The 19,523-nt window shown below is 61.5% G+C and carries 10 protein-coding genes; 2 read left to right on the forward strand and 8 right to left on the reverse strand.

Annotated elements, in window-relative coordinates; translation table 11 throughout:
- The first annotated feature begins 35 nt into the window (after nt 1–35).
- The gene (locus tag KBY08_RS11585) at nt 36–6,173 is read left to right on the forward strand and encodes a membrane-targeted effector domain-containing toxin (protein WP_024659470.1); all 6,138 of its coding nucleotides are present in this window, start codon (nt 36–38) and stop codon (nt 6,171–6,173) included.
- A gap of 127 nt (nt 6,174–6,300) precedes the next feature.
- Here the strand turns inward: KBY08_RS11585 and KBY08_RS11590 are convergent, their stop codons facing one another.
- The 8 genes from KBY08_RS11590 to glnE all read right to left on the reverse strand — a co-directional run bounded on the left by KBY08_RS11590 (nt 6,301) and on the right by glnE (nt 16,371).
- Entirely contained in the window at nt 6,301–7,746 is a 1,446-nt protein-coding gene (locus KBY08_RS11590; RefSeq protein ID WP_024659677.1) for a lipopolysaccharide kinase InaA family protein, read from the reverse strand.
- Entirely contained in the window at nt 7,746–8,525 is a 780-nt protein-coding gene (locus KBY08_RS11595; protein WP_011266464.1) for a lipopolysaccharide kinase InaA family protein, read from the reverse strand. Before KBY08_RS11595 ends, KBY08_RS11590 begins: the two co-directional genes overlap by 1 nt.
- The gene (locus KBY08_RS11600) at nt 8,522–9,256 is read right to left on the reverse strand and encodes a lipopolysaccharide kinase InaA family protein (protein ID WP_024659676.1); all 735 of its coding nucleotides are present in this window, start codon (nt 9,254–9,256) and stop codon (nt 8,522–8,524) included. Before KBY08_RS11600 ends, KBY08_RS11595 begins: the two co-directional genes overlap by 4 nt.
- Entirely contained in the window at nt 9,256–10,062 is an 807-nt protein-coding gene (gene rfaP, locus KBY08_RS11605) for a lipopolysaccharide core heptose(I) kinase RfaP (RefSeq protein ID WP_024659675.1), read from the reverse strand. The genes KBY08_RS11600 and rfaP overlap by 1 nt, the downstream gene beginning before the upstream one ends.
- On the reverse strand, nt 10,062–11,183 hold the full coding sequence (locus KBY08_RS11610) for a glycosyltransferase family 4 protein (RefSeq protein ID WP_024659674.1): 1,122 nt from the start codon (nt 11,181–11,183) through the stop codon (nt 10,062–10,064). The genes rfaP and KBY08_RS11610 overlap by 1 nt, the downstream gene beginning before the upstream one ends.
- On the reverse strand, nt 11,183–12,247 hold the full coding sequence (gene waaC, locus KBY08_RS11615; RefSeq protein ID WP_024640329.1) for a lipopolysaccharide heptosyltransferase I: 1,065 nt from the start codon (nt 12,245–12,247) through the stop codon (nt 11,183–11,185). Before waaC ends, KBY08_RS11610 begins: the two co-directional genes overlap by 1 nt.
- Nucleotides 12,248–12,249: 2 nt before the next feature.
- On the reverse strand, nt 12,250–13,284 hold the full coding sequence (gene waaF, locus KBY08_RS11620) for a lipopolysaccharide heptosyltransferase II (RefSeq protein ID WP_024641054.1): 1,035 nt from the start codon (nt 13,282–13,284) through the stop codon (nt 12,250–12,252).
- A 129-nt stretch (nt 13,285–13,413) separates the two neighbouring features.
- Entirely contained in the window at nt 13,414–16,371 is a 2,958-nt protein-coding gene (gene glnE, locus KBY08_RS11625; RefSeq protein WP_032655177.1) for a bifunctional [glutamate--ammonia ligase]-adenylyl-L-tyrosine phosphorylase/[glutamate--ammonia-ligase] adenylyltransferase, read from the reverse strand.
- A 384-nt stretch (nt 16,372–16,755) separates the two neighbouring features.
- On the opposite strand from glnE, the gene aceE reads away from it, so the two are divergent.
- A complete protein-coding gene (gene aceE, locus KBY08_RS11630; RefSeq protein ID WP_003422379.1) occupies nt 16,756–19,401 on the forward strand; it encodes a pyruvate dehydrogenase (acetyl-transferring), homodimeric type in 2,646 nt (881 codons plus the stop codon).
- Nucleotides 19,402–19,523: the final 122 nt, after the last annotated feature.

Below are 19,523 nucleotides of genomic sequence, written 5' to 3' on the forward strand. Positions count from 1 at the left end.
CACACCTCAGCGCCTAGCGCAATGGAAAGCCTGTCATGACGCAAACACCACCCTCTTTGGATTTCAACCTTTCAACGCCGAGTCCTGTACCGATGACGCCCAGCGATACCTGGGCTGGCGCGTCCGCAGCGCTGAAAAGGCTCGACGAACTGCGCACCCTGCTGGCCAGGGAGCTGGACGCGCTGCCCCAGGCTGGCGAAGCCCTGCTGAGCGCCCTCGACGGCGCTGACGTGTCCGAACGCGAGTTGCAGATCTTCGGCCTGTTGCAGCAGATCGAAGACTACTGGACGGACCCGGGCGAAACCGGTGAAAGCCGCCGTGATCGCCTCTTGCCCGCCTTGCAAAGGTCCCTGCATGACGAAGCTCGCGTCAGGATTCACGAGCGCGATCTCGACAGTGGCTACCTGGCCTGCCTGCCCGACTCGCCCGACTCGCCCGATCAGGAAGGCCCGGCGCTCGCCTATTCGACGGTGCGGGTGCAGTTGCATGATGACGAACAGATTGAAATGGCCGGCGTGCTGGTGATTTCCCAGGATCAGGGGCGCACGTTATTGATGCTGCCAGGGCTCGGGATCAGCGGTTTTGCCACGCAGGCCATGATGGTCGCAACCCTTGTGCAGTGGCTCAACACGCCAACGCTGCGCGATGCGCTGCTCAGCAACGCGCAACGACAGCATCAGGAGCGTTTGACCGAGATACTCCAGGACGCCGACCTGTACCTGGAACCCTTCACGGCTGCCGACGTGCAATTGCAGCCGGTTGTTACCACGGCACCGTTCATTCACGCCTTCGACCGGTTGCTGAACAAGCAGCGCAACGACATCCGTTACGCCTGCGAACAGCCCGGCACGGCGGATCGGCTCAAGCGTCAATCGCTGATCCAGCAAGCCATCGACATGCCTGGCCTGTTCGGCCCGGCGGCCATGCTAGAGCTGCGTGAACTGACCAACAGACGACGTCAGTACGAGCGGGACTTGCCGGAGTGGATGAAGATCGCCAGCGCGGCTGATCTGCAGACCTATGCCCTGCACCTGCAACGCTACGACGCGGCGCATGCTGCGATGCTGAGTGTATTGGGCAGCGCGGCGTCGCCGGAGCGGTTTGCCGAAATGCAGTTGCGCACACGCCTGGCCAATGACCTGGGCCATGATCTGGACCCTGGGGCCTTGACCATCGACACCCGCCGCACGCTGCCAGCGACGAGCGAGACCTACCGCGTGAAGCTGCCGCTGACCGAACTGGCGCTCTATGGCCTGCATCCGGATGACGAGACAGCGGGCTCGGACTTCCTCGACCAGACGCTCATCACCCTCGATGGCCAGCCGCTGGACGCCGCCTATTCGGCCTTGAACCCGGCCTACCTTGCCAGAGTGATTGACGAACTCGATCTGCGCGCGGTGTTTGGCGATTTTCAACGCCAGGCCTATCAACAGGAACACAACCAACAGATGCTGCGCGCACTGGCGCGTGTCCGACTGACCACGCTCGGCTGGGCGGCGAAGATGCAGGGGCATATCCGGCCCGATGACTTTGCCATCGTCGCAGCGCTGACCAGCGCGGCGACGGGGACGCCTGATCCCGCGCTGCGCGTGCAGCAGATCAGGCTGAACGACCGCAACGTGATGGCCAGACTGCTGGTGTGTCGCAAGCAGGATGCTCAAGGCCGGACGCAACGGCTGATCATGTTCGCCAGCGAGGCGCCCGGGCAGCAGTATTTCAAGGCCTTCGACACCGACACCCAACTGCTGCATGAGGTGGTCGGCTGGACCGCATCGCCCGCAATGACGGCCTGGCTGCTTGATCAGGTAGAGGTCGCTGCCCGCCCGGAACTGGCTGCGCAACTGACCGCGCTGCGCGAGAAACCCCAGCCCGCAAAGGACTTCCTGCAATTCATCGATCACCCCGACTGCGAGACGGCACTGCGCCGTTTTACCGACGAGCAGACCCGCGTATTGCTCTCCGAACAGGCCCGCCATACCCCGGACTGGTACCTGCGCGCCAGCCGCGCCCAGCGTCGGGAATTACTGGCCCTTGAACGCGCCATCAATGGCGCCCTCGACAACTATCAGGCCCAGGCGCACACCGGGGTTCAGTCGTTCAAGGACTACGTACACCAGCGTGCCAGCCAGCAGCTCGGCAAACTGCTGGGCGTCCCCGCAGGCACGGTAGACCCCGATCAGATCGTGATCACCAGCGAGCGCGAAACGCAGACCTACACCGACATGCTGCTCAAAGGCTACAACGACAGCATCGACCCCTTGAGCACTTCGGCAGCTACCGACGCCACGTTCAGCGGCCCGCCGGGGATCGACCTGAGCGCGCTGTCACCCGCTGCTGTCGCAGGTTCGGTACGCGGCCAGTGGCTGGCGGACGAGTACATTGCGCTGATCAGAAACACCCTGCTGAACAGCGAAAACGATGGCTACGCCTACCGTCGCCAATACAGCGTGATGATCACCCAATTGCAGATGAAGGCGGCTGCACTGCGCAGCCTGCTGAAAGGTCATGTCGAGGCCGCGCAGTATGCCTGGCTCACGCAATCACTGGATAACGCGCACCTGAGCGACCCGGCCTCACGCGAGCGATATCCCCTTTACCCCCTGCAAATACATGTGGATAAACCCCTGATCGCCTCGGGACTGACCGATGTCGATCAACTGGTTATCCCCAGCCCGCTGCTGACCCACATCGAAACCGTTCAGGGCTGCCTGGTCATCCTGCCGACACAGATCCGTCACGCCGCGCTGCTCTATACGCCGCAGGCACCTGACGGTATCGAATTCCGTCTGTTCAGCGACTTCGTGAGCTCGCTGGATAGTGACGGGATGATCGATTACTACAAGGATCGCTGCCGCATCAAGGCACGCCGGACCCTGTCGTTCTTCCTGCGGGACATGCAGAAGGGCAACGCCAACAAGCCTCCGGTCATCCCCAGGGCATTCATTGCAGACGTTGCCGATACCTGTTTCAACCGGCCGCTGGAGCGCAGGCTGCGTGACGTGGAAGAAACCACCACCGGCCGTAACGACATGCTGACGAAGCTGATCCGGGTCAGTGTCGAAATCGTTGCCACGGCCCTGACCCTGCCCTTCCCGCCGGCAAGCTTTGCGGTGGGCAGCCTGATTTCATTGCATGACAGCGGGCAGGCACTGGCAGCGCTGAGCGCAGGCGACCGGGAGCGCGCCACGAACTACATGCTGTCGGCCCTGCTCAACGGCCTCGGTGCAGGCAGCGATTTGCTGGTGGGTCTGAAAGGACTTGGCGGCGCGTTGCACCAGCTTGAGAACAGTCAGCATTCGACCCCGGTACTGCGCTCGTTCCAGCGCCAGCCTTCCCTGCCGCGTTACGAGGATCTGTACCCGGTAGAGCTGCAAGAGCAAGTTTTTCTGCTCGGCAAGCCCAACGTTCATGGGCATGCTGCGGTTTTCCAGGCGTCCCATGTCGCCTCGGCACCGCCGCTGGCAACCGGCCAGTTCGCTGCGCGCGAGATCGGAGGCGCCTGGCAGCCGCTGCTCCCGTTGCCCCCGACTGCACAGCGCGCGCCATCAGGTTTGCGCATCGATCTGGCCGTCGACATCTCTCTGGAGAACGTGCCACGTATCGCCGAGGGTCACGCAAAAGGCGTGCATGCGATCAATGGAAAATACTATATCCAGCTCTCAGACCAGGCCTTTGAGGTTCAGTACGACGCCTACTGGCAGTACTGGCAGATCATCGACCCGGCCAATCCGTTCGCCTTCTTCGGCAAACAGCCGGTTCGCCTGAATGATCAGGGCCAGTGGCTGCTTGTCGAACGGCAGCGCCTGCGCGGCGGCGGGCTGGACACTCCGGGCACTTATCGACCGCTACCTGAGCAAGCCAGCGCAAGCTCAAGCTCGCTGAATACCTTGAGCGACTATGAGATGCCGAGCGGCATGCGCGCGCACCTGGACATCGTCATCAACAAGGAAGTCTTCGACCCGACCGGCGCAGGCCTGGACGTCTATTTCGAAACGTATTTCACCGAGGTGCGCCAGACCTTCACGGCGCGTCGGGAACAACTCTATCAGGACGCCCAGGCCTTTTTTGCCCGATTCACGCCTCCACCCAGGCCGACCCTGCCCGCCTATGGCCTGCCCGGCAGCGTCGACACGCTCATCAAGCACATCTTCAGTCACAGTAACGGACTGGTGTTCAGCGAAGCCCCGAAATCGGTGGCCAGCAAGCGTCTGCTGCTGCTCAACATGCCCTTGCTCGCAGAGCAGCGTGTCGAGGTGCTGTACATCGAGCACCTGCTGACCGACAAACACCTGCGCAAGCTGGCCAGGTATCGCCAACTGGGCAAAAAGAGTCGCTCCGGCTCTCATGAACTCAAGTATTACCTGCAAGAGACCAATCGCGGCGCCCTGAACAACGCCAGCAGCGAATTCGATTACTACCACCTGATCAAGGCAGCCCACCGTTACGGGATCGAGGTGCGCCCGTTCAGTTCGTCGATCAGCTATCCGTTTCTCGGCCATACAGTGCTGAGCGCTGCCGATGACCCGGCAGCCGCCATGAAAATGAGCAACTTCTTCGGGCACAGGCTCATCAACCACGACATCGAGCCGGCCTCTGCCAGGCGTTGGGTAGCGCTGCTCGACCAGAAGCTGGCCACGACGCACGATCAAGTGCCCGGCATCGCTGAAATGCAGGGCGCCGTCAGTGTGCAGGTCCAGGACATCCCCGCCGGACGTCCGACCCGCATCAGGCAAGGCGCTGGTGAGGCGCATGAAAACACGCCGTCTCACTGCGACTTCAGCATAGCGTTTGCCGACCCGACGCTGCCCGCCAGGCCGCTGCCCCCTGCCACTGCTCTGGATAACACGTTGATCCGCGAGCTGGGCGACCCGACCGCGATTGCCGAGGGTGAGCGCTGGGCGGGCGAGTACGGGTTCGTCCTTGACGAAAACCATACCTGGCTGCGCGTGGAAGCCGATGACTGGAGCGTTGACAGGTCGATGACGGCCATCCAGCAATCGCTGACCGATGCTACCTACGAAATGCCGCCGGATACCAGAACCACGCTGCATCGCCTGGCGAACTTCGAAAAGAAGGGGCTCGATATGGAGTATTTTTTTGAAGACATCGAACTCGACACTGTGCGCAATACGTTCGACCTGCGGCGCAAGAATCTGCAAAAGGACGCCGCCAGCATCAGTGCCGCGCAACTGCCGCCTCGCCCGACATTGCCAGCCATTGAACCCCAGACAAGCACTGCCGGGCTGCTTGAAACCCTGTATCGCCATACCGAAGGCCTCGTCATTGGCGAGTCACACTCTTCGGTCGCCAGCAAAAAGCTGATCATCGACAACCTGCCGTTGCTGTCGCAGCAGAACGTCAAAACGCTGTACATGGAGCACCTGCTGAGCGATCTGCATCAGGCGGACCTGGATCGTTTCCTCGAAACCGGGCAGATGAGCAAAACCCTGCTGCATGACCTGAAAACCCTGGACCGCGGGCATCACACCGACCCGAACGGCGTCTACACGTTCGAACAGCTGGTCATCAGGGCGCGGCAGCAGGGCCTGGAGATTCGCGCCATCGATTGCGCAAGCAGTTACCACCTCAAAGGCATCGCCGAGGACGAGCCCCTTATCCGCCAGCAAATGATGAATTACTTTGCCTCACGCACGATCCGCAGGCATCAGGACGTGATGGGCTCGCACAAGTGGATCGCGCTGGTTGGCAACAGCCATTCCAATACCTACCAGGGCGTCGTGCCTGGCATTGCCGAACTGGAAGGAGGAATCGGCCTGCGGGTCGTCGATGTGGCTCCGGGCCATTCGAGGGGTATAACGCTGGATCAGGGAGAGCTCGTCTCGGGTGGCATAGCGGATGACAAGGTCTACATCAAAGCTGATTATCGAGTGGAGATGGAGGTGCCGCGTCCACAGCCGGCCCGGCTGCCGAGCATCGAGAAACGCCTCTCCCGTCCGGGCATGTTTCTGGTGCAGGAGGGTGAAGGCAACCTGCAAACCATCGTCCATCGCGCGCGCGACACCTGGATTCACCGCACGCCAGTGCTGCGCAATGCCGAAGGCAAGCTGTACATCGAACGCCTGCGCTGGCCGCGCATCCACCTCAAACCCTTCGACGACATCGATGCACTGGTGGCGGCACTCGAAGCGATGAACCTCACGCGCGCTACCTGAGGATGCAGACGCTCCGCGTCACACAGAGGACGCGGAGCGTCCGGAACTGCATGCCAACGCGGAGCATTGGCACGAGAGTCAGCCACTACCGATGAGCGCTCCGCGCTGGCACGAGAGTCAGGTGGATTCAGTCTGACGCGAGCTTCGGCAAGCGCTGTTCCAGCAACTGGTGCAGCGCGCTGTGCGCGGGCCAGTTACGCATGAAGCGGGCCCGGTCACGGGCGTAGGCCGCCGCGAATGACGATTGCGAACTGTGCTGCTGCATGGCGTCCAGGTCGATCATCGCCCAGCGATCGACGTGCCAGAACAGGTTATGCCCCTTGAAATCGCCATGGCTGATGCGCGCCTGGATAAGCTGCACAAAAAGCCGATCCAGCGCCTGCAGTTCGACCTCTGGCGCATCACCGCTTTCAACATAGGGGGCGAAGCGTTCGATGATGTCCGGCCCATCGATGAATTCGGTCACCAGCCAGGCCTTGCTGCGCAAGCCGAGAAAGCGCTTTTCCTGCACGGCCAGCGGTTTGGGTGTGGCGATACCGAGGAACTTCAGCCGATTGCCTTCGCGCCACGAATGCCAGGCTCGGCTGGGGCGCCAGAAGCGCTTGAGCCAGTGGCTGAAATTCTTGATGTTGTAGCGCTTGATGACCAGCGGACGACCACTGACCTCAACCCGCCCGACACTCGCAGCGCCCCCGGTCTTGTACAGATGCCCCTGGTCGAGCAAGGCATCCGCCTGACTCAGCACCGGCAGCATTGCGGATTCTTCCTCGCGACGAATGGCGCGGAACACCGAAGCGCTGTCCTCGACGCTGAACAGACTGCAGTCGCGCACGGTCTTGCTCATGAAGTCCTTGAGCCGCCAGCTGCGAACCTTGTCAATCTGCTTTTGCAGCGCTTCCATCGGCAAACCATGTTCGGCATTGCTCAACAGGTAATGCACCAGCAGCTCTTCAGTAAACGGTTCGAAAGACCTGGGCAACTGGGCAAAGAACACGCCGAGGTTTTCCAGCACCTTTTGCCGGGACAACGGCGTACCGGCCTGTTCAGCACGAATCCCGGCGCCATCGATCAGGTACAGCTGCCCGTTGTGGCGCAGCAGGTTGTCCAGGTGCAGGTCTTCCTGCCACAGGCCTTTTGCGTGCTGCCGGGCAATGGCCGATAGCGCCTCGCCAAGCACCGCTTGCTGCTCGTCTGCCAGCGGTGGCAGGTGCTGAACGGCGTTCCAGGCATCGCCCAGGCTTGGCGCCTGTTCGAGAAACTCGAACAACAGCCAGCCACCCTCGCCGTCCTGTAAACCGTCGGCCAGCAGCAGCGGTGTGGTCAGGCCCTGTTCGGCAAGCAGCCTGACCCCGGCCAGCTCACGCTGAAAGTGTCGGGCCGCCTTGTCGCCCACCAGCAGTTTTGCCAGCACCGTTCGGCCTCGCCAGACACCGGCCCCGACATAGCGCTGCCCCGGCAATACACGCAGCAGGGTCAGCAATTGCAGTTCAGCCGATCCGGCAGCATCGGCCAGCGTCAGGCTCATCGGCAACTCGAGGGTACGGCCGGCGGTCTTGAGTTCAGACAGGCGCATCAACGGGTCTCTTTATCATCGCTGTGTTGAAGGTCTCGTTTGTGAGCGCCGCGTTTGCCAAGGCGCGCACTCCAGGCGTCGACCAGCAGGCTGTTTGGCGTGGCGTGCAGATAAGCCGCCAGCAGCTCGCGCCGATCGGCCTCATTCCACATCGGCGCGCGGCGCAGCAGCGGTTCGAGGTCGCGGGCAAGGTCACGCTTGCCAAAAATCACCGGGCGGGTCTTTTCCAGGTCGATCAGTTGCGCCTGATACCCGGTACCGGCTGCCTGAAGAAAAATATGTTTGGGGTAGAAGCAGCCATGTACCTGTCCGGCGCGGTGCAGCGTGCGCGCCAGCTGGCCGCAGGCGTGCAGTATTGCCTGACGCTGAGGGGCCTCCATCTGGTTCCACTGCTGCAACAGCTCGTCAAGATCGGTCCAGCCGTCCAGCGCACGCGTCATCAGGATCGCCCGGCGTTCGCCGTCGACCTTGCGCTCGCCATAGAACACCGCCTGCAACGCCGGAATCCCCAGCTTGCGATAGCGACTGATGTTACGAAACTCGCGCGAAAACGACGGTTCGCCAAACGGGTGATGCAACGTGTGCGTCAGGTAATTGCTCTGACGCTTGAGGTAAAAACCCTGACCGTCCAGGTCGAGGCGGAACACACTGCTCCAGCCGCCGCGCCCGGTATTGGGCTCATCGACCGCATCAAGCCTGATGTTCCAAAGCGATTCAAAATCAGCCAGGTTGTGACGCGCCAGTAAAGGCTGGTCGGCACTGGCAATAAAAACGCTCATTCACGGCCCTCGAAAAAGCTGACGATATGTCGAATACGTTTCTTGTCGGAGGCGTTCAAACGCGTTCGCTGGCGGTATTGCAGGTAGAAGCGCAGGCGCTGGGTGGCTGACAAATGATACTTGGCGACCTTGTCCAGGCAGGCCAGATCCTTGGTGATCCGATAGCGCAGCATGAAGCTCCACCAGAATGCACCATTGGGGCAATCGATGAAAAACAGCTTGCCCTCGTTATCGACCAACAGGTTGCGCCATTTCAAATCGTTATGCGTGAAATGGTTGTCGTGCATGATCCGGGTAAAGGCAGCCAGTTGGCGACTGACTGCATCGACCCAGTGGCGGTCGGCCAGTCGCGGGTCCTTGCGTTGCGCCAGTGCCGACAAGTCTTCGGTGTTCGGCAAGCCTCGCGTGATCAGTGCGCCGCGATCATACGCCGCGCCGTTGCGCTCCAGCCCCCAGGCCACGACTTCTGCGGTGGGAATGCCCCATTTGGCAAAGCGCTTGAGGTTCTGCCACTCGGACTTGACCCTCGGCTTGCCCATATAGCGACGCAGGCCCTTGCCCGCGCCCACGTAGCGTTTGACGTAGTAGTAAACCCCGCCGCGCTCGACGCGAATGACGTCGGACAGCGGGTCGCGGGTCAACTGCTGTCCCTGCAAGGCAAATACGGCATCCAGGCTACCGAATTCCTGTTCCAGGAACGCGTACTCGGGCTCGAGCTTCCAGCCCGCCATCAGAGAGCGTCTCCGTAGCGCACTTTGCGCTGATACAACTTGTCGGCTTTTTTGTCCAGCCAGGTCAGCAACGTCGCTTCCTTGAGCAGGATTTCGCGCAACGGCTTCTGGAAATAGCCCTGGAGAAAACGCAGTTTGTCGCGGCGGGTCAGGCCGATGTCCAGCGCGGAGAAATACAACGCGGCCAGGTCCTTGTTGCGCCAGCGCGGCGTGATCGCACGGCGGGTCTGGGCACGGTGCAGGTCGATGACCGACAGTTTGAAATCGTCAGCGGTCACTGGCTTGTCGGTGTGCAGCAGAAAATGGCAGATGTAGCAGTCGCGATGATTGACGCCTGCGCGGTGCATCATGCCGACCATGCGGGCGACTTCGGCAATGAAGGCTCTTTTCAGACGCGGCTCGGGCGGCTCGCTGCGCCAGTTGAGGCTGATGTCTTCAAGGCTGATGGTCGGTGCCAGTTCTTCAGTGACGATGAACGAGTGCTGCGCGGCAGGGTTGCTGCCACGCTCACCATAGGCCACGGCGGTCATGGTCGGGACGCCGACTTCATGCAGACGCTCGATGGCGTCCCATTCCTTGCCCGCGCCCAGTACCGGCAGCTTGGCGGTTGCCAGGTTCTTGGCGATCTCGCCCCAGCCGATGCCGCGGTGGATCTTGACGAAGTAACCGCGCCCGTCGACCTCGGTGCGCAGCGTGCGGCGCCCTTCCAGTTCGCGGTAGACCTCACCGCTCAGGCCTTCGACCTCGACGAACGCATCGCGCTCCGCCCACAGGCTCTTGAACGGCTCAGCAAGGAACAGCTTCATCAATAGTGCTCCGCCAGAATCACATCCGCAGCGTGTTGCGGCATGCTGTAAAGGTCTGCCGTGTCGGCAAAGGTCAGGCCATTGCGCGACCACGCGCTGCGTGCGGCGTTGTCCTGAAGCATCTCCGACAGGTAGCGATTGAGCTGCGCCTGATCGAACGGCTCATCCAGCACCCGCCCGCAATCGGCCTCGGCAATATAGTGAGCGTAACCACAGACCGCGCTGACCAAAACCGGCAAACCGGCAACCAGCGCTTCGAGCAGCACGGTCCCGGTGTTTTCGTTGTAGGCCGGATGAATCAGCAGGTCGGCACCCAGTAGAAAGCGCGGAATATCGCTGCGCCCTTTCATGAAGGTCACCTGATCACCCAGGCCGAGCGCCGCGCTCTGCAATTGGAATACTTTGGGGTCGTCCTGCCCGATTACAAACAGTCGCGTGCGCTTCTTCAGCTCGGCGGGCAGAGCCGCGAGCGCCTTCAGGCTGCGATCCACGCCCTTGGTCTTGAAACCGGAGCCTATCTGCACCAATAACAGGTCATCGTCGGCAAGGCCGAATTCCTTGCGAAAGCCCGCGCGGATCTCAGGGGCATCCGGCGGCGCGCGGCGATCCTGGGAAATACCCGGCGGCAGCAAATGGAAGCGCGACGGCGGGGTGTCGTAATGCTTGATGAACAGCGGCTGCTGCACTTCGGAAATCATCAACACCTGGGTTTTCGAGTCCCTGGCAAACACTGCGCGCTCGTAGTCGGCAAAGTGGCGGTAACGGCCCCACTTGCGATAGAGCGGGCTGCGCAGGTTCTGCGCCTTGTCCTCGAAGCAGCCGTCGGCGGCGTAATACACATCCAGACCGGGCATCTTGTTGAAACCGATCAGGCGGTCCACCGGGCGTTTGGCCAGGTCCGCCTCCATCCAGGCACTGAGCTTTTCGTTGCGCCGATGGTTGAAGAACGCCTTGACCGGCGCCACCAGCACCTCGAAACCGGGCGGCACATCGCCTTCCCAGATCAGGGTGTAAACGCGGATCTGATGACCGCGCTGCTGACACTCCAGCGCGATGCGCATGAAGTCGCGTTGCAGGCCACCGAACGGGAAGTATTTGTAGAGTACAAAAGCCAGTTGCATCAGCCAGGTTCCTTTGCCAGCAACAGCGCGCCCAATTGGCTCGCTACTCGCTCGGGATTCAAACGAGTGAAGCACATCGGCCACTCGCGCTTAAGGTCGAACCGGCGCTGATCGTCGGCGCTCGGTTGGTACGTGCATTTCTTTTGCAGGCACGGCGTGCAGCCCGGGTAGTCGCTGGCCAGATGCACCTGCGATTTGCCGTAGGCCCCGGTCAGGCCCGGATTGGTCGGGCCGAACAGGGAAATGGTCGGCACATCCAGTGCCGCGGCCAGGTGCCCGATGCCGGTGTCTACCGCGACGCACGCCTGCGCGCTGGCCAGCACCCGCGCAACCCCTGCCAGATTCAGCTTGGGCAGCACGTGCGCGCTGCTCAGACCCTCGGCAATGCGCTCGGCGCGGGCCTTCTCTGCCGGATTGCCCCACGGCAACTGCACCTGCAGGCCGCGCGCGGCCATCAATTCGGCCAGTTGCCGCCAGTACAGCTCGGGCCAGTGCTTGGTGTCCCAGGTCGTGCCATGCAAGAACAGCACGAACGGGGCCTGCAAACTGTCATCCAGCGTCGCCAGCGGCTTGAGACCGTAATCGCCCATGCCGGACGGCTGTGGATAGCCCAGTGCCTGAGCGAACAACTGACGCAGCCGCTCGACCGCATGCTGCCCGCGTGCCACTGGAAAAGCGCGATCATAAAAGCGACTGGCGACCGGCTCGCGTGCCGAATCGCGGTCCAGACCGGCCACCGGTGCCTCGACATAGCGCGTCAGCCAGGCACTTTTGAACAGGCCCTGCGCATCAATCACCAGATCATAACGCTGTTCGCGCACCTGCTGCTTGAAGCGCCGCCATTCGCCGGACCTGAAGGTCTGCCAGAGGTGCTTGCGCCAGCGGCGGATCGCCACCGGGATGACCCTGTCGACCGCCGGATGCCAGGCGGGAATTTCCGCGAAGCCTTCCTCGACCACCCAGTCGAAGCGAATACCGGGCAGCGCGCGCGCCGCATCGGTCAGCGCGGGCAAGGCATGAATCACATCACCCAGTGAAGACGTCTTGATCAGCAGTACCCGCAAAATCAGGCAACCTCCACCGGCGTGCTACTCAGACGGCTCAGCGCCTGAGTCACCGCGTCCGGCTCAAGCAGACGCATGCAGTTGTAATGGCCGAAACGGCAGGTGCGCTCAAAGCACGGGCTGCACTCGATGCCCAGTCGCACCACCTCCACTGCGTCGGCCAGCGGCGGCGTGAAGCCCGGCGAGGTCGAGCCGTAGACAGCCACCAGCGGACGGTTCAGCGCGGCGGCCACATGCATCAGGCCGGAATCGTTGGAGACCACCGCGTCGGCGCACGACAGCAGGTCAATGGCTTCGGCCAGCGAGGTCTCGCCACTGAGGTTGACGGACTCCTCACGCAGGCCGGGAATCAGCTCCTGGCGAATGCTCTCACCGACCGGATGATCCTTTTTCGAGCCAAACAGCCAGACCTGCCAGCCTTCGCGAATGCTCGCGTCAGCGACCTGTGCGTAATGTTCGGCAGGCCAGCGCTTGGACTCGCCGAACTCTGCGCCGGGGCACAGCGCCAGTACCGGGCGATCCAGGGTGAGGCCGAATTTGCTCAGTGCGGCATCGCGCGTGGCCGGGTCGATGCGCAGGCTCGGTCGCGGGTAAGGACGCGGCAACTCGGCGCCCTTGTCGAAGGCCAGGGCCATGAAACGTTCGATCATCAGCGGGTAACGCTGTTTGTCGAGGGTCCGCACGTCGTTGAGCAGGCCGTAGCGAAACTCGCCGCGCCAGCCGGTGCGCTTCGGGATACCGGCAAAAAACGGCACCAGCGCGGATTTCAGCGAATTGGGCAGCAGGATAGCCTGATCGTATTGGCCAGCCAGGGACTTGCCGATCCGGCGACGGGTCGCCAGTTCCAGGGCACCGTGCCCCAGCGGAAAACTCAGCGCAGCGCGAACCTGCGGCATGCGCTCCAGTATCGGACGGCTCCATTCAGGGGCCAACACGTCGATTTCGCACTCGGGATGACGCTGTTTCAGACACTGGAACAGCGTTTGTGCCATCACCATGTCACCGACCCAGCTAGGCCCAACGATCAGAATTTTCATGTTCTATCCAAAAACGACCAGAAACGATCAGGGAGGCCGATCAGACTGCGTGACGTTCCCACACAACCTGTCGCCTCCCTGTCATAGCTTTATAGAGTGTTGCAGCGGAATGTGGCGTTGCCGTGAGGCTCAGCTCAACCCCATCTGCGTCCAGATCCGCATCACCTCACGCCGCTGGGCATGAAACTGATCGCCGCTGACCACGCCCGCCTGCTTCTGCAAGGCCTGGCGATGTGCCGCCGAGCGATACGCCTTATAGGCTTCGCGCAACAGGCCGGCATCCGTATCCGGCAGCAGCCCTGCCTCTTCCAGCCCTTCGAGAATCCGGATGTTGTCGGTGTATTGCAGCAGCGCGGGATGCTCTCTGGACCACGCCAAGGCGGCGTATTGCACCATAAATTCGATATCGACGATACCTCCGGCGTCCTGCTTGAGGTCGAATGGCACCGCCGCCTCGAAGGCATTGGCCGCCCTGCCAGCCGCTGTCACGCGGGTCCCGAGGTTGTCACGCATCTTGGCGCGCATTTCGCTGACTTCGGCGCGCAGCTTGTGCAGATCACGTTCGCGCCCCAGCACATCGGCACGGACTTTCTCGAATTGCTCGCCAACATCCCGGCTGCCGGTCATCACCCGCGCACGGACCAGTGCCTGATGCTCCCAGGTCCAGGCTTCATTGGCCTGATAACGGGCGAAAGCGCCCAGAGAGCTGACCAGCAGGCCGGACGCCCCCGAAGGCCGCAGGCGCATGTCGACCTCATACAGCTGACCGGAGTTGGTTTGCGTGGTCAGCAAATGGATCACCCGCTGCCCCAGCCGGGTGAAGAACTGCGCGGTGTCGATCGGTTTGGCACCGTCGGTCTCGGCTTCCAGATCGCCATCATGAATGAACACCAGATCCAGATCGGAGCCGTGCCCCAGTTCGATGCCACCGACCTTGCCGTAGCCGACGATCACGAAGCCCGGATCGCACAACGAGCCATCCGGGCGTAACGGCGTGCCGTGGCGGGCCACGCTGTAGCGCCAGGCCAGCGCGAGCACCTGATCGAGAATCGCCTCGGCCAGCCAGGTCAGGTAATCACTGACTTTCATCAATGGCAGGCTGCCGGATATCTCGGATGCCGCGACCCGCAGGCTGTGCGCCAGCTTGAAATGCCGCAGGGCTTCCATCTGTTGCTCGAGATCGTCCTCGGGGATACGAATCAGCCGTTCGCGCAGCTCGGCGGCGAGTTCCGGGGCCAGCGGCGGATTGAACAGGCGTCCCTCGTTGAGCAACTCATCGAGCAGCAACGGGAAACGCGCGATCTGTTCGGCAATCCACGGGCTGGCGGCGCACAGGGTCAACAGTTGCCGCAGTGCGTCTGGGTTTTCCGTGAGCAGCACCAGGTACGCCGAGCGCCGGGCGACGGCTTCTACCAGCGGCAGCACGCGTTCCAGGACCAGGTCGGGCTTCTCATGCTCCACCGCCTGAGCCAGCAGACGGGGGATGAACGCGTCCAGTCGCTCACGGCTCAGACGCTGCATCGAACGCAGGTTGGGGCTGCTGCGCAGGTTGGCCAGATTTTTCAGCGCCCTCTCGGCATCGACGAAGCCGGCCTGCAACAGTTGGCGACCTGCGGCTTCTTCGTCCTGGGACTCTTCCCACAACGGCAGCCATTCGCCTCCAACCACCACTTCGCCATCTTCATCTTGCTCGTCATCCGGATCGGCGTCGGGGTCAGCAATGACCTGGCGGAAATGCCAGGCCACACGGCCACGCCAGTACATCAGCCGTTCATGAAAGGCAGCCCAGTCAGCGAAGCCCATGATCAAGGCAACACGCGCCTGATCCTGTTCGTTGTCCGGGAGCATCTGCGTCTGACGGTCGGCAATCGCCTGAATGGCGTGCTCGGTGTAGCGCAGAAACTCGTAGCCCTCGCGCAACTCTTCGGTCACCGCCGAGGGCAGATAGCCCTGCTCCTCAAGGGTTTTCAGCACTTTGAACAGCGGTCGCTGCTGCAGACTCAGGTCGCGGCCGCCGTGAATCAGTTGAAAGGCCTGGGCGATGAACTCCACCTCGCGAATACCGCCGGCACCCAGCTTGATGTTTTCCGCCATGCCCTTGCGCTTCACTTCCTGCTGAATGAGCTGCTTCATGGTGCGCAGCGCTTCGATGGCCGAGAAGTCCAGATAGCGGCGATAGACGAACGGACGCAGCATCGCCAGCAATTCGGCACCGGCCGCCTGATCGCCCCCGACCACGCGCGCCTTGATCATCGCGTAACGTTCCCAGTCACGACCCTGGTCCTGGTAATACTGCTCCAGCGCATTGAAGCTGAGCACCAGTGCCCCGGACGAACCGTAGGGACGCAGACGCATGTCGACCCGGAACACGAACCCGTCGACGGTCACCGGGTCGAGCGCCTTGATCAGCCGCTGGCCCAGACGAATGAAGAACTCCTGATTGTCCAGGGCACGCTTGGTGCCGACGGTTTCGCCGCCCTCCGGGTAGCCGAAGATCAGGTCAATGTCCGAGGACAGGTTCAGTTCGACCGCGCCGAGCTTGCCCATACCCAGGATGACCATGTGCTGCGGCTTTCCGGAATGACGACCGGTCGGGGTGCCGAACTGCTGGCAATGCCGGGCGTACAACCATTGGTAAGCCAGATCGATCGACGCATCGGCCATGTCCGACAGGTCACGGCAGGTTTCGATCAGGTTTGCCTGACGGCTCAGGTCGCGCCAGATAATCCGTACTTGCTGGCGCGCGCGCTGTCGACGTAGATTACGCCCCAATTCATCCTCGCTGGCGACGCTCGACAGCGCGTCGGCAAGCTGACCGCGCAATTGGCCGGCAGAGAAGCTACGCTCCAGCTCGCCCGAATCGGCCAGCTGCAGGAGCATCTGCGGATCACGGCAGACTTGTTCGGTTACAAAATCACTGGCGGCGCAGACCCGGTCGAAGGCTGCCTGTCGCGCCTCGGGCCAGGCCTGGAAAGAAGCCAGCGCGTCCTCGGACAGGGCAGTCAGCGCAGCCTGAAACATCTGGAGGGCGCGGCTGATCGATGGCAGCAGAATGGCCGGAAATTCGGCCAGTAAAGGTAGGCTCATGGTCTATCCTTGATCGGCGTGCAGACGCCCGTCCGTCGTTACGGCGAGACGCGTCTGCCAGCACCGCTTGTCGAACAAAGGTTATAAATTGCTGGAAAAATCAAATTAGAAGCATAAAAATCCGCTTTTTCCCTGCAAGATATTCAATAGCGATCAACAGTAACGTTTTAAGCTACACGACAACAGGAGCGATTGAGTCGCTTCTCTGTAGTTTTACTACTGGGTCCGATACTCGGAGGGCTGAAATCGTCGTCGATTTGTAGTAAAACTACACGCCGCCGGATCCCACCCTCCGGAAATCCAAGAATTTATGTCGTCTGCCCACAAGGCCAGTCGCAAACTCAGGCAACCGATTCTGGAAGCCTTTCCGCCCTGGAGCAAGCCATGCAAGACCTCGATCCCGTCGAAACCCAGGAATGGCTGGACGCCCTGGAATCGGTTCTCGACAAAGAAGGCGAAGACCGCGCTCACTACCTGATGACCCGTTTGGGCGAGCTGGCCACCCGTAGTGGTTCGCAGCTGCCGTACGCCATCACCACGCCATATCGCAACACCATTCCTGTCACCCACGAAGCACGCATGCCTGGCGACCTGTTCATGGAACGCCGCATTCGCTCGCTGGTGCGCTGGAACGCATTGGCCATGGTTGTCAAAACCAACATCGGCGACCCGGATCTGGGCGGCCACATCTCCAGCTTCGCCTCCAGCGCCACGCTGTACGACATCGGCTTCAACTACTTCTTCCAGGCCCCGACCGACGAACACGGCGGCGACCTGATCTACTTCCAGGGTCACGCATCGCCAGGTGTTTACGCCCGTGCGTTCATGGAAGGCCGCATCACCGAAGAGCAAATGACCAACTTCCGTCAGGAAGTCGACGGCAATGGCCTGTCGTCTTACCCACACCCGTGGCTGATGAAGGATTTCTGGCAGTTCCCGACCGTATCGATGGGCCTTGGTCCGATCCAGGCGATCTACCAGGCGCGCTTCATGAAGTACCTGGAGCACCGCGGTTACATCCCGGAAGGCAAGCAGAAAGTCTGGTGCTTCCTGGGTGACGGCGAGACCGACGAGCCGGAATCCCTGGGCGCCATCGCCCTGGCCGGTCGCGAGAAGCTCGACAACCTGATCTTCGTCGTCAACTGCAACCTGCAGCGCCTCGACGGCCCGGTTCGCGGCAACGCCAAGATCATCCAGGAACTCGAAGGCGTGTTCCGTGGCGCCCAGTGGAACGTCACCAAAGTCATCTGGGGCCGTTTCTGGGACCCACTGCTGGCCAAGGACGTCGACGGTATCCTGCAACGTCGCATGGACGAAGTCATCGACGGCGAATACCAGAACTACAAGGCCAAGGACGGCGCGTTCGTCCGCGAGCACTTCTTCAACTCGCCTGAACTCAAGGCCATGGTTGCCGATCTGTCCGATGACGAGATCTGGAAACTCAACCGTGGCGGCCACGACCCGTACAAGGTCTATGCGGCCTACCACGAAGCCGTCAACCACAAGGGTCAACCGACCGTGGTTCTGGCCAAGACCATCAAAGGTTATGGCACCGGCGCCGGTGAAGCGAAAAACACTGCGCACAACACCAAAAAGGTCGATGTCGACAGCCTGCGTCACTTCCGTGACCGCTTCGACATCCCGGTCAAGGACTCCGAACTCGAAGCCCTGCCGTTCTACAAGCCGGAAGAAGGCAGCGCCGAAGCCCGTTATCTGAGCGAGCGTCGTGCTGCGCTGGGTGGTTTCGTGCCGCAGCGTCGTGCGCAGAGCTTCAGCCTGCCGACCCCGCCACTCGAGACCCTCAAGGCCATCCTGGATGGCTCGGGCGATCGCGAAATCTCCACCACCATGGCCTTCGTGCGCATCCTGACGCAACTGGTCAAGGACAAGGAAATCGGTCAGCGCATCGTGCCGATCATCCCGGACGAAGCGCGTACCTTCGGTATGGAAGGCATGTTCCGCCAACTGGGCATCTACTCGTCGGTCGGCCAGCTCTACGAGCCAGTCGATAAAGAACAGGTGATGTTCTATCGCGAAGACAAGAAAGGCCAGATCCTCGAAGAAGGCATCAACGAAGCGGGCGCCATGTCCTCCTTCATCGCTGCCGGTACTTCGTATTCCAGCCACAACCAGCCGATGATTCCGTTCTACATCTTCTACTCGATGTTCGGTTTCCAGCGTATCGGCGACCTGGCCTGGGCCGCTGGCGACAGCCGTACCCGTGGCTTCCTGATTGGCGGCACCGCCGGCCGTACCACGCTGAACGGTGAAGGCCTGCAGCACGAAGACGGTCACAGCCACATCCTGGCATCGACCATCCCGAACTGCCGCACCTTCGACCCGACTTACGGTTATGAACTGGCAGTGATCATCCAGGACGGCATGCGCCGGATGTTCGAAGAGCAGCAGGACGTTTTCTACTACCTGACCGTGATGAACGAGTCCTACGCCCAGCCAGCCATGCCGGCCGGTGTGGAAGAAGGCATCGTCAAGGGCATGTACCTGCTCGAAGAAGACACCAAGGAAGCGGCGCACCACGTCCAGTTGCTGGGCTCGGGCACCATCCTGCGTGAAGTCCGCGAAGCAGCGAAGATTCTCCGTGACGAGTTCAACATCGGTGCCGACGTGTGGAGCGTCACCAGCTTCAACGAGCTGCGTCGCGACGGTCTGGCTGCAGAGCGCAACAACCGCCTGCACCCTGGCCAGAAGCCGCAGCTGAGCTATGTCGAGGAATGCCTGAACGGTCGCAAAGGTCCGGTCATCGCATCGACGGATTACATGAAGCTGTTCGCTGATCAGATTCGTCAGTGGGTTCCAACCAAGGAATACAAAGTCCTGGGCACCGACGGTTTCGGCCGTAGCGACAGCCGCAAGAAGCTGCGTCACTTCTTTGAAGTCGATCGTCACTTCGTGGTGCTGGCAGCCCTGGAAGCCTTGGCTGATCGTGGCGATATCGAACCTAAAGTCGTGGCGGAAGCCATCGCCAAGTTCGGTATCGATCCTGAAAAACGCAATCCACTGGACTGCTAAGAGTCTGCTTCAAGAGCGCTGATCAGAGCGTAAACAGCCGAGGATGCGGAATTTACTCGACGTAAATGAGCATCCAACGCTGTTTCGTTGTAACTGAACCAGCGTATTCGTGAGTGAACAGG

The organism is Pseudomonas sp. P135 (assembly GCF_020312125.1).
Taxonomy (GTDB): Bacteria; Pseudomonadota; Gammaproteobacteria; order Pseudomonadales; family Pseudomonadaceae; genus Aquipseudomonas; species Aquipseudomonas fragariae.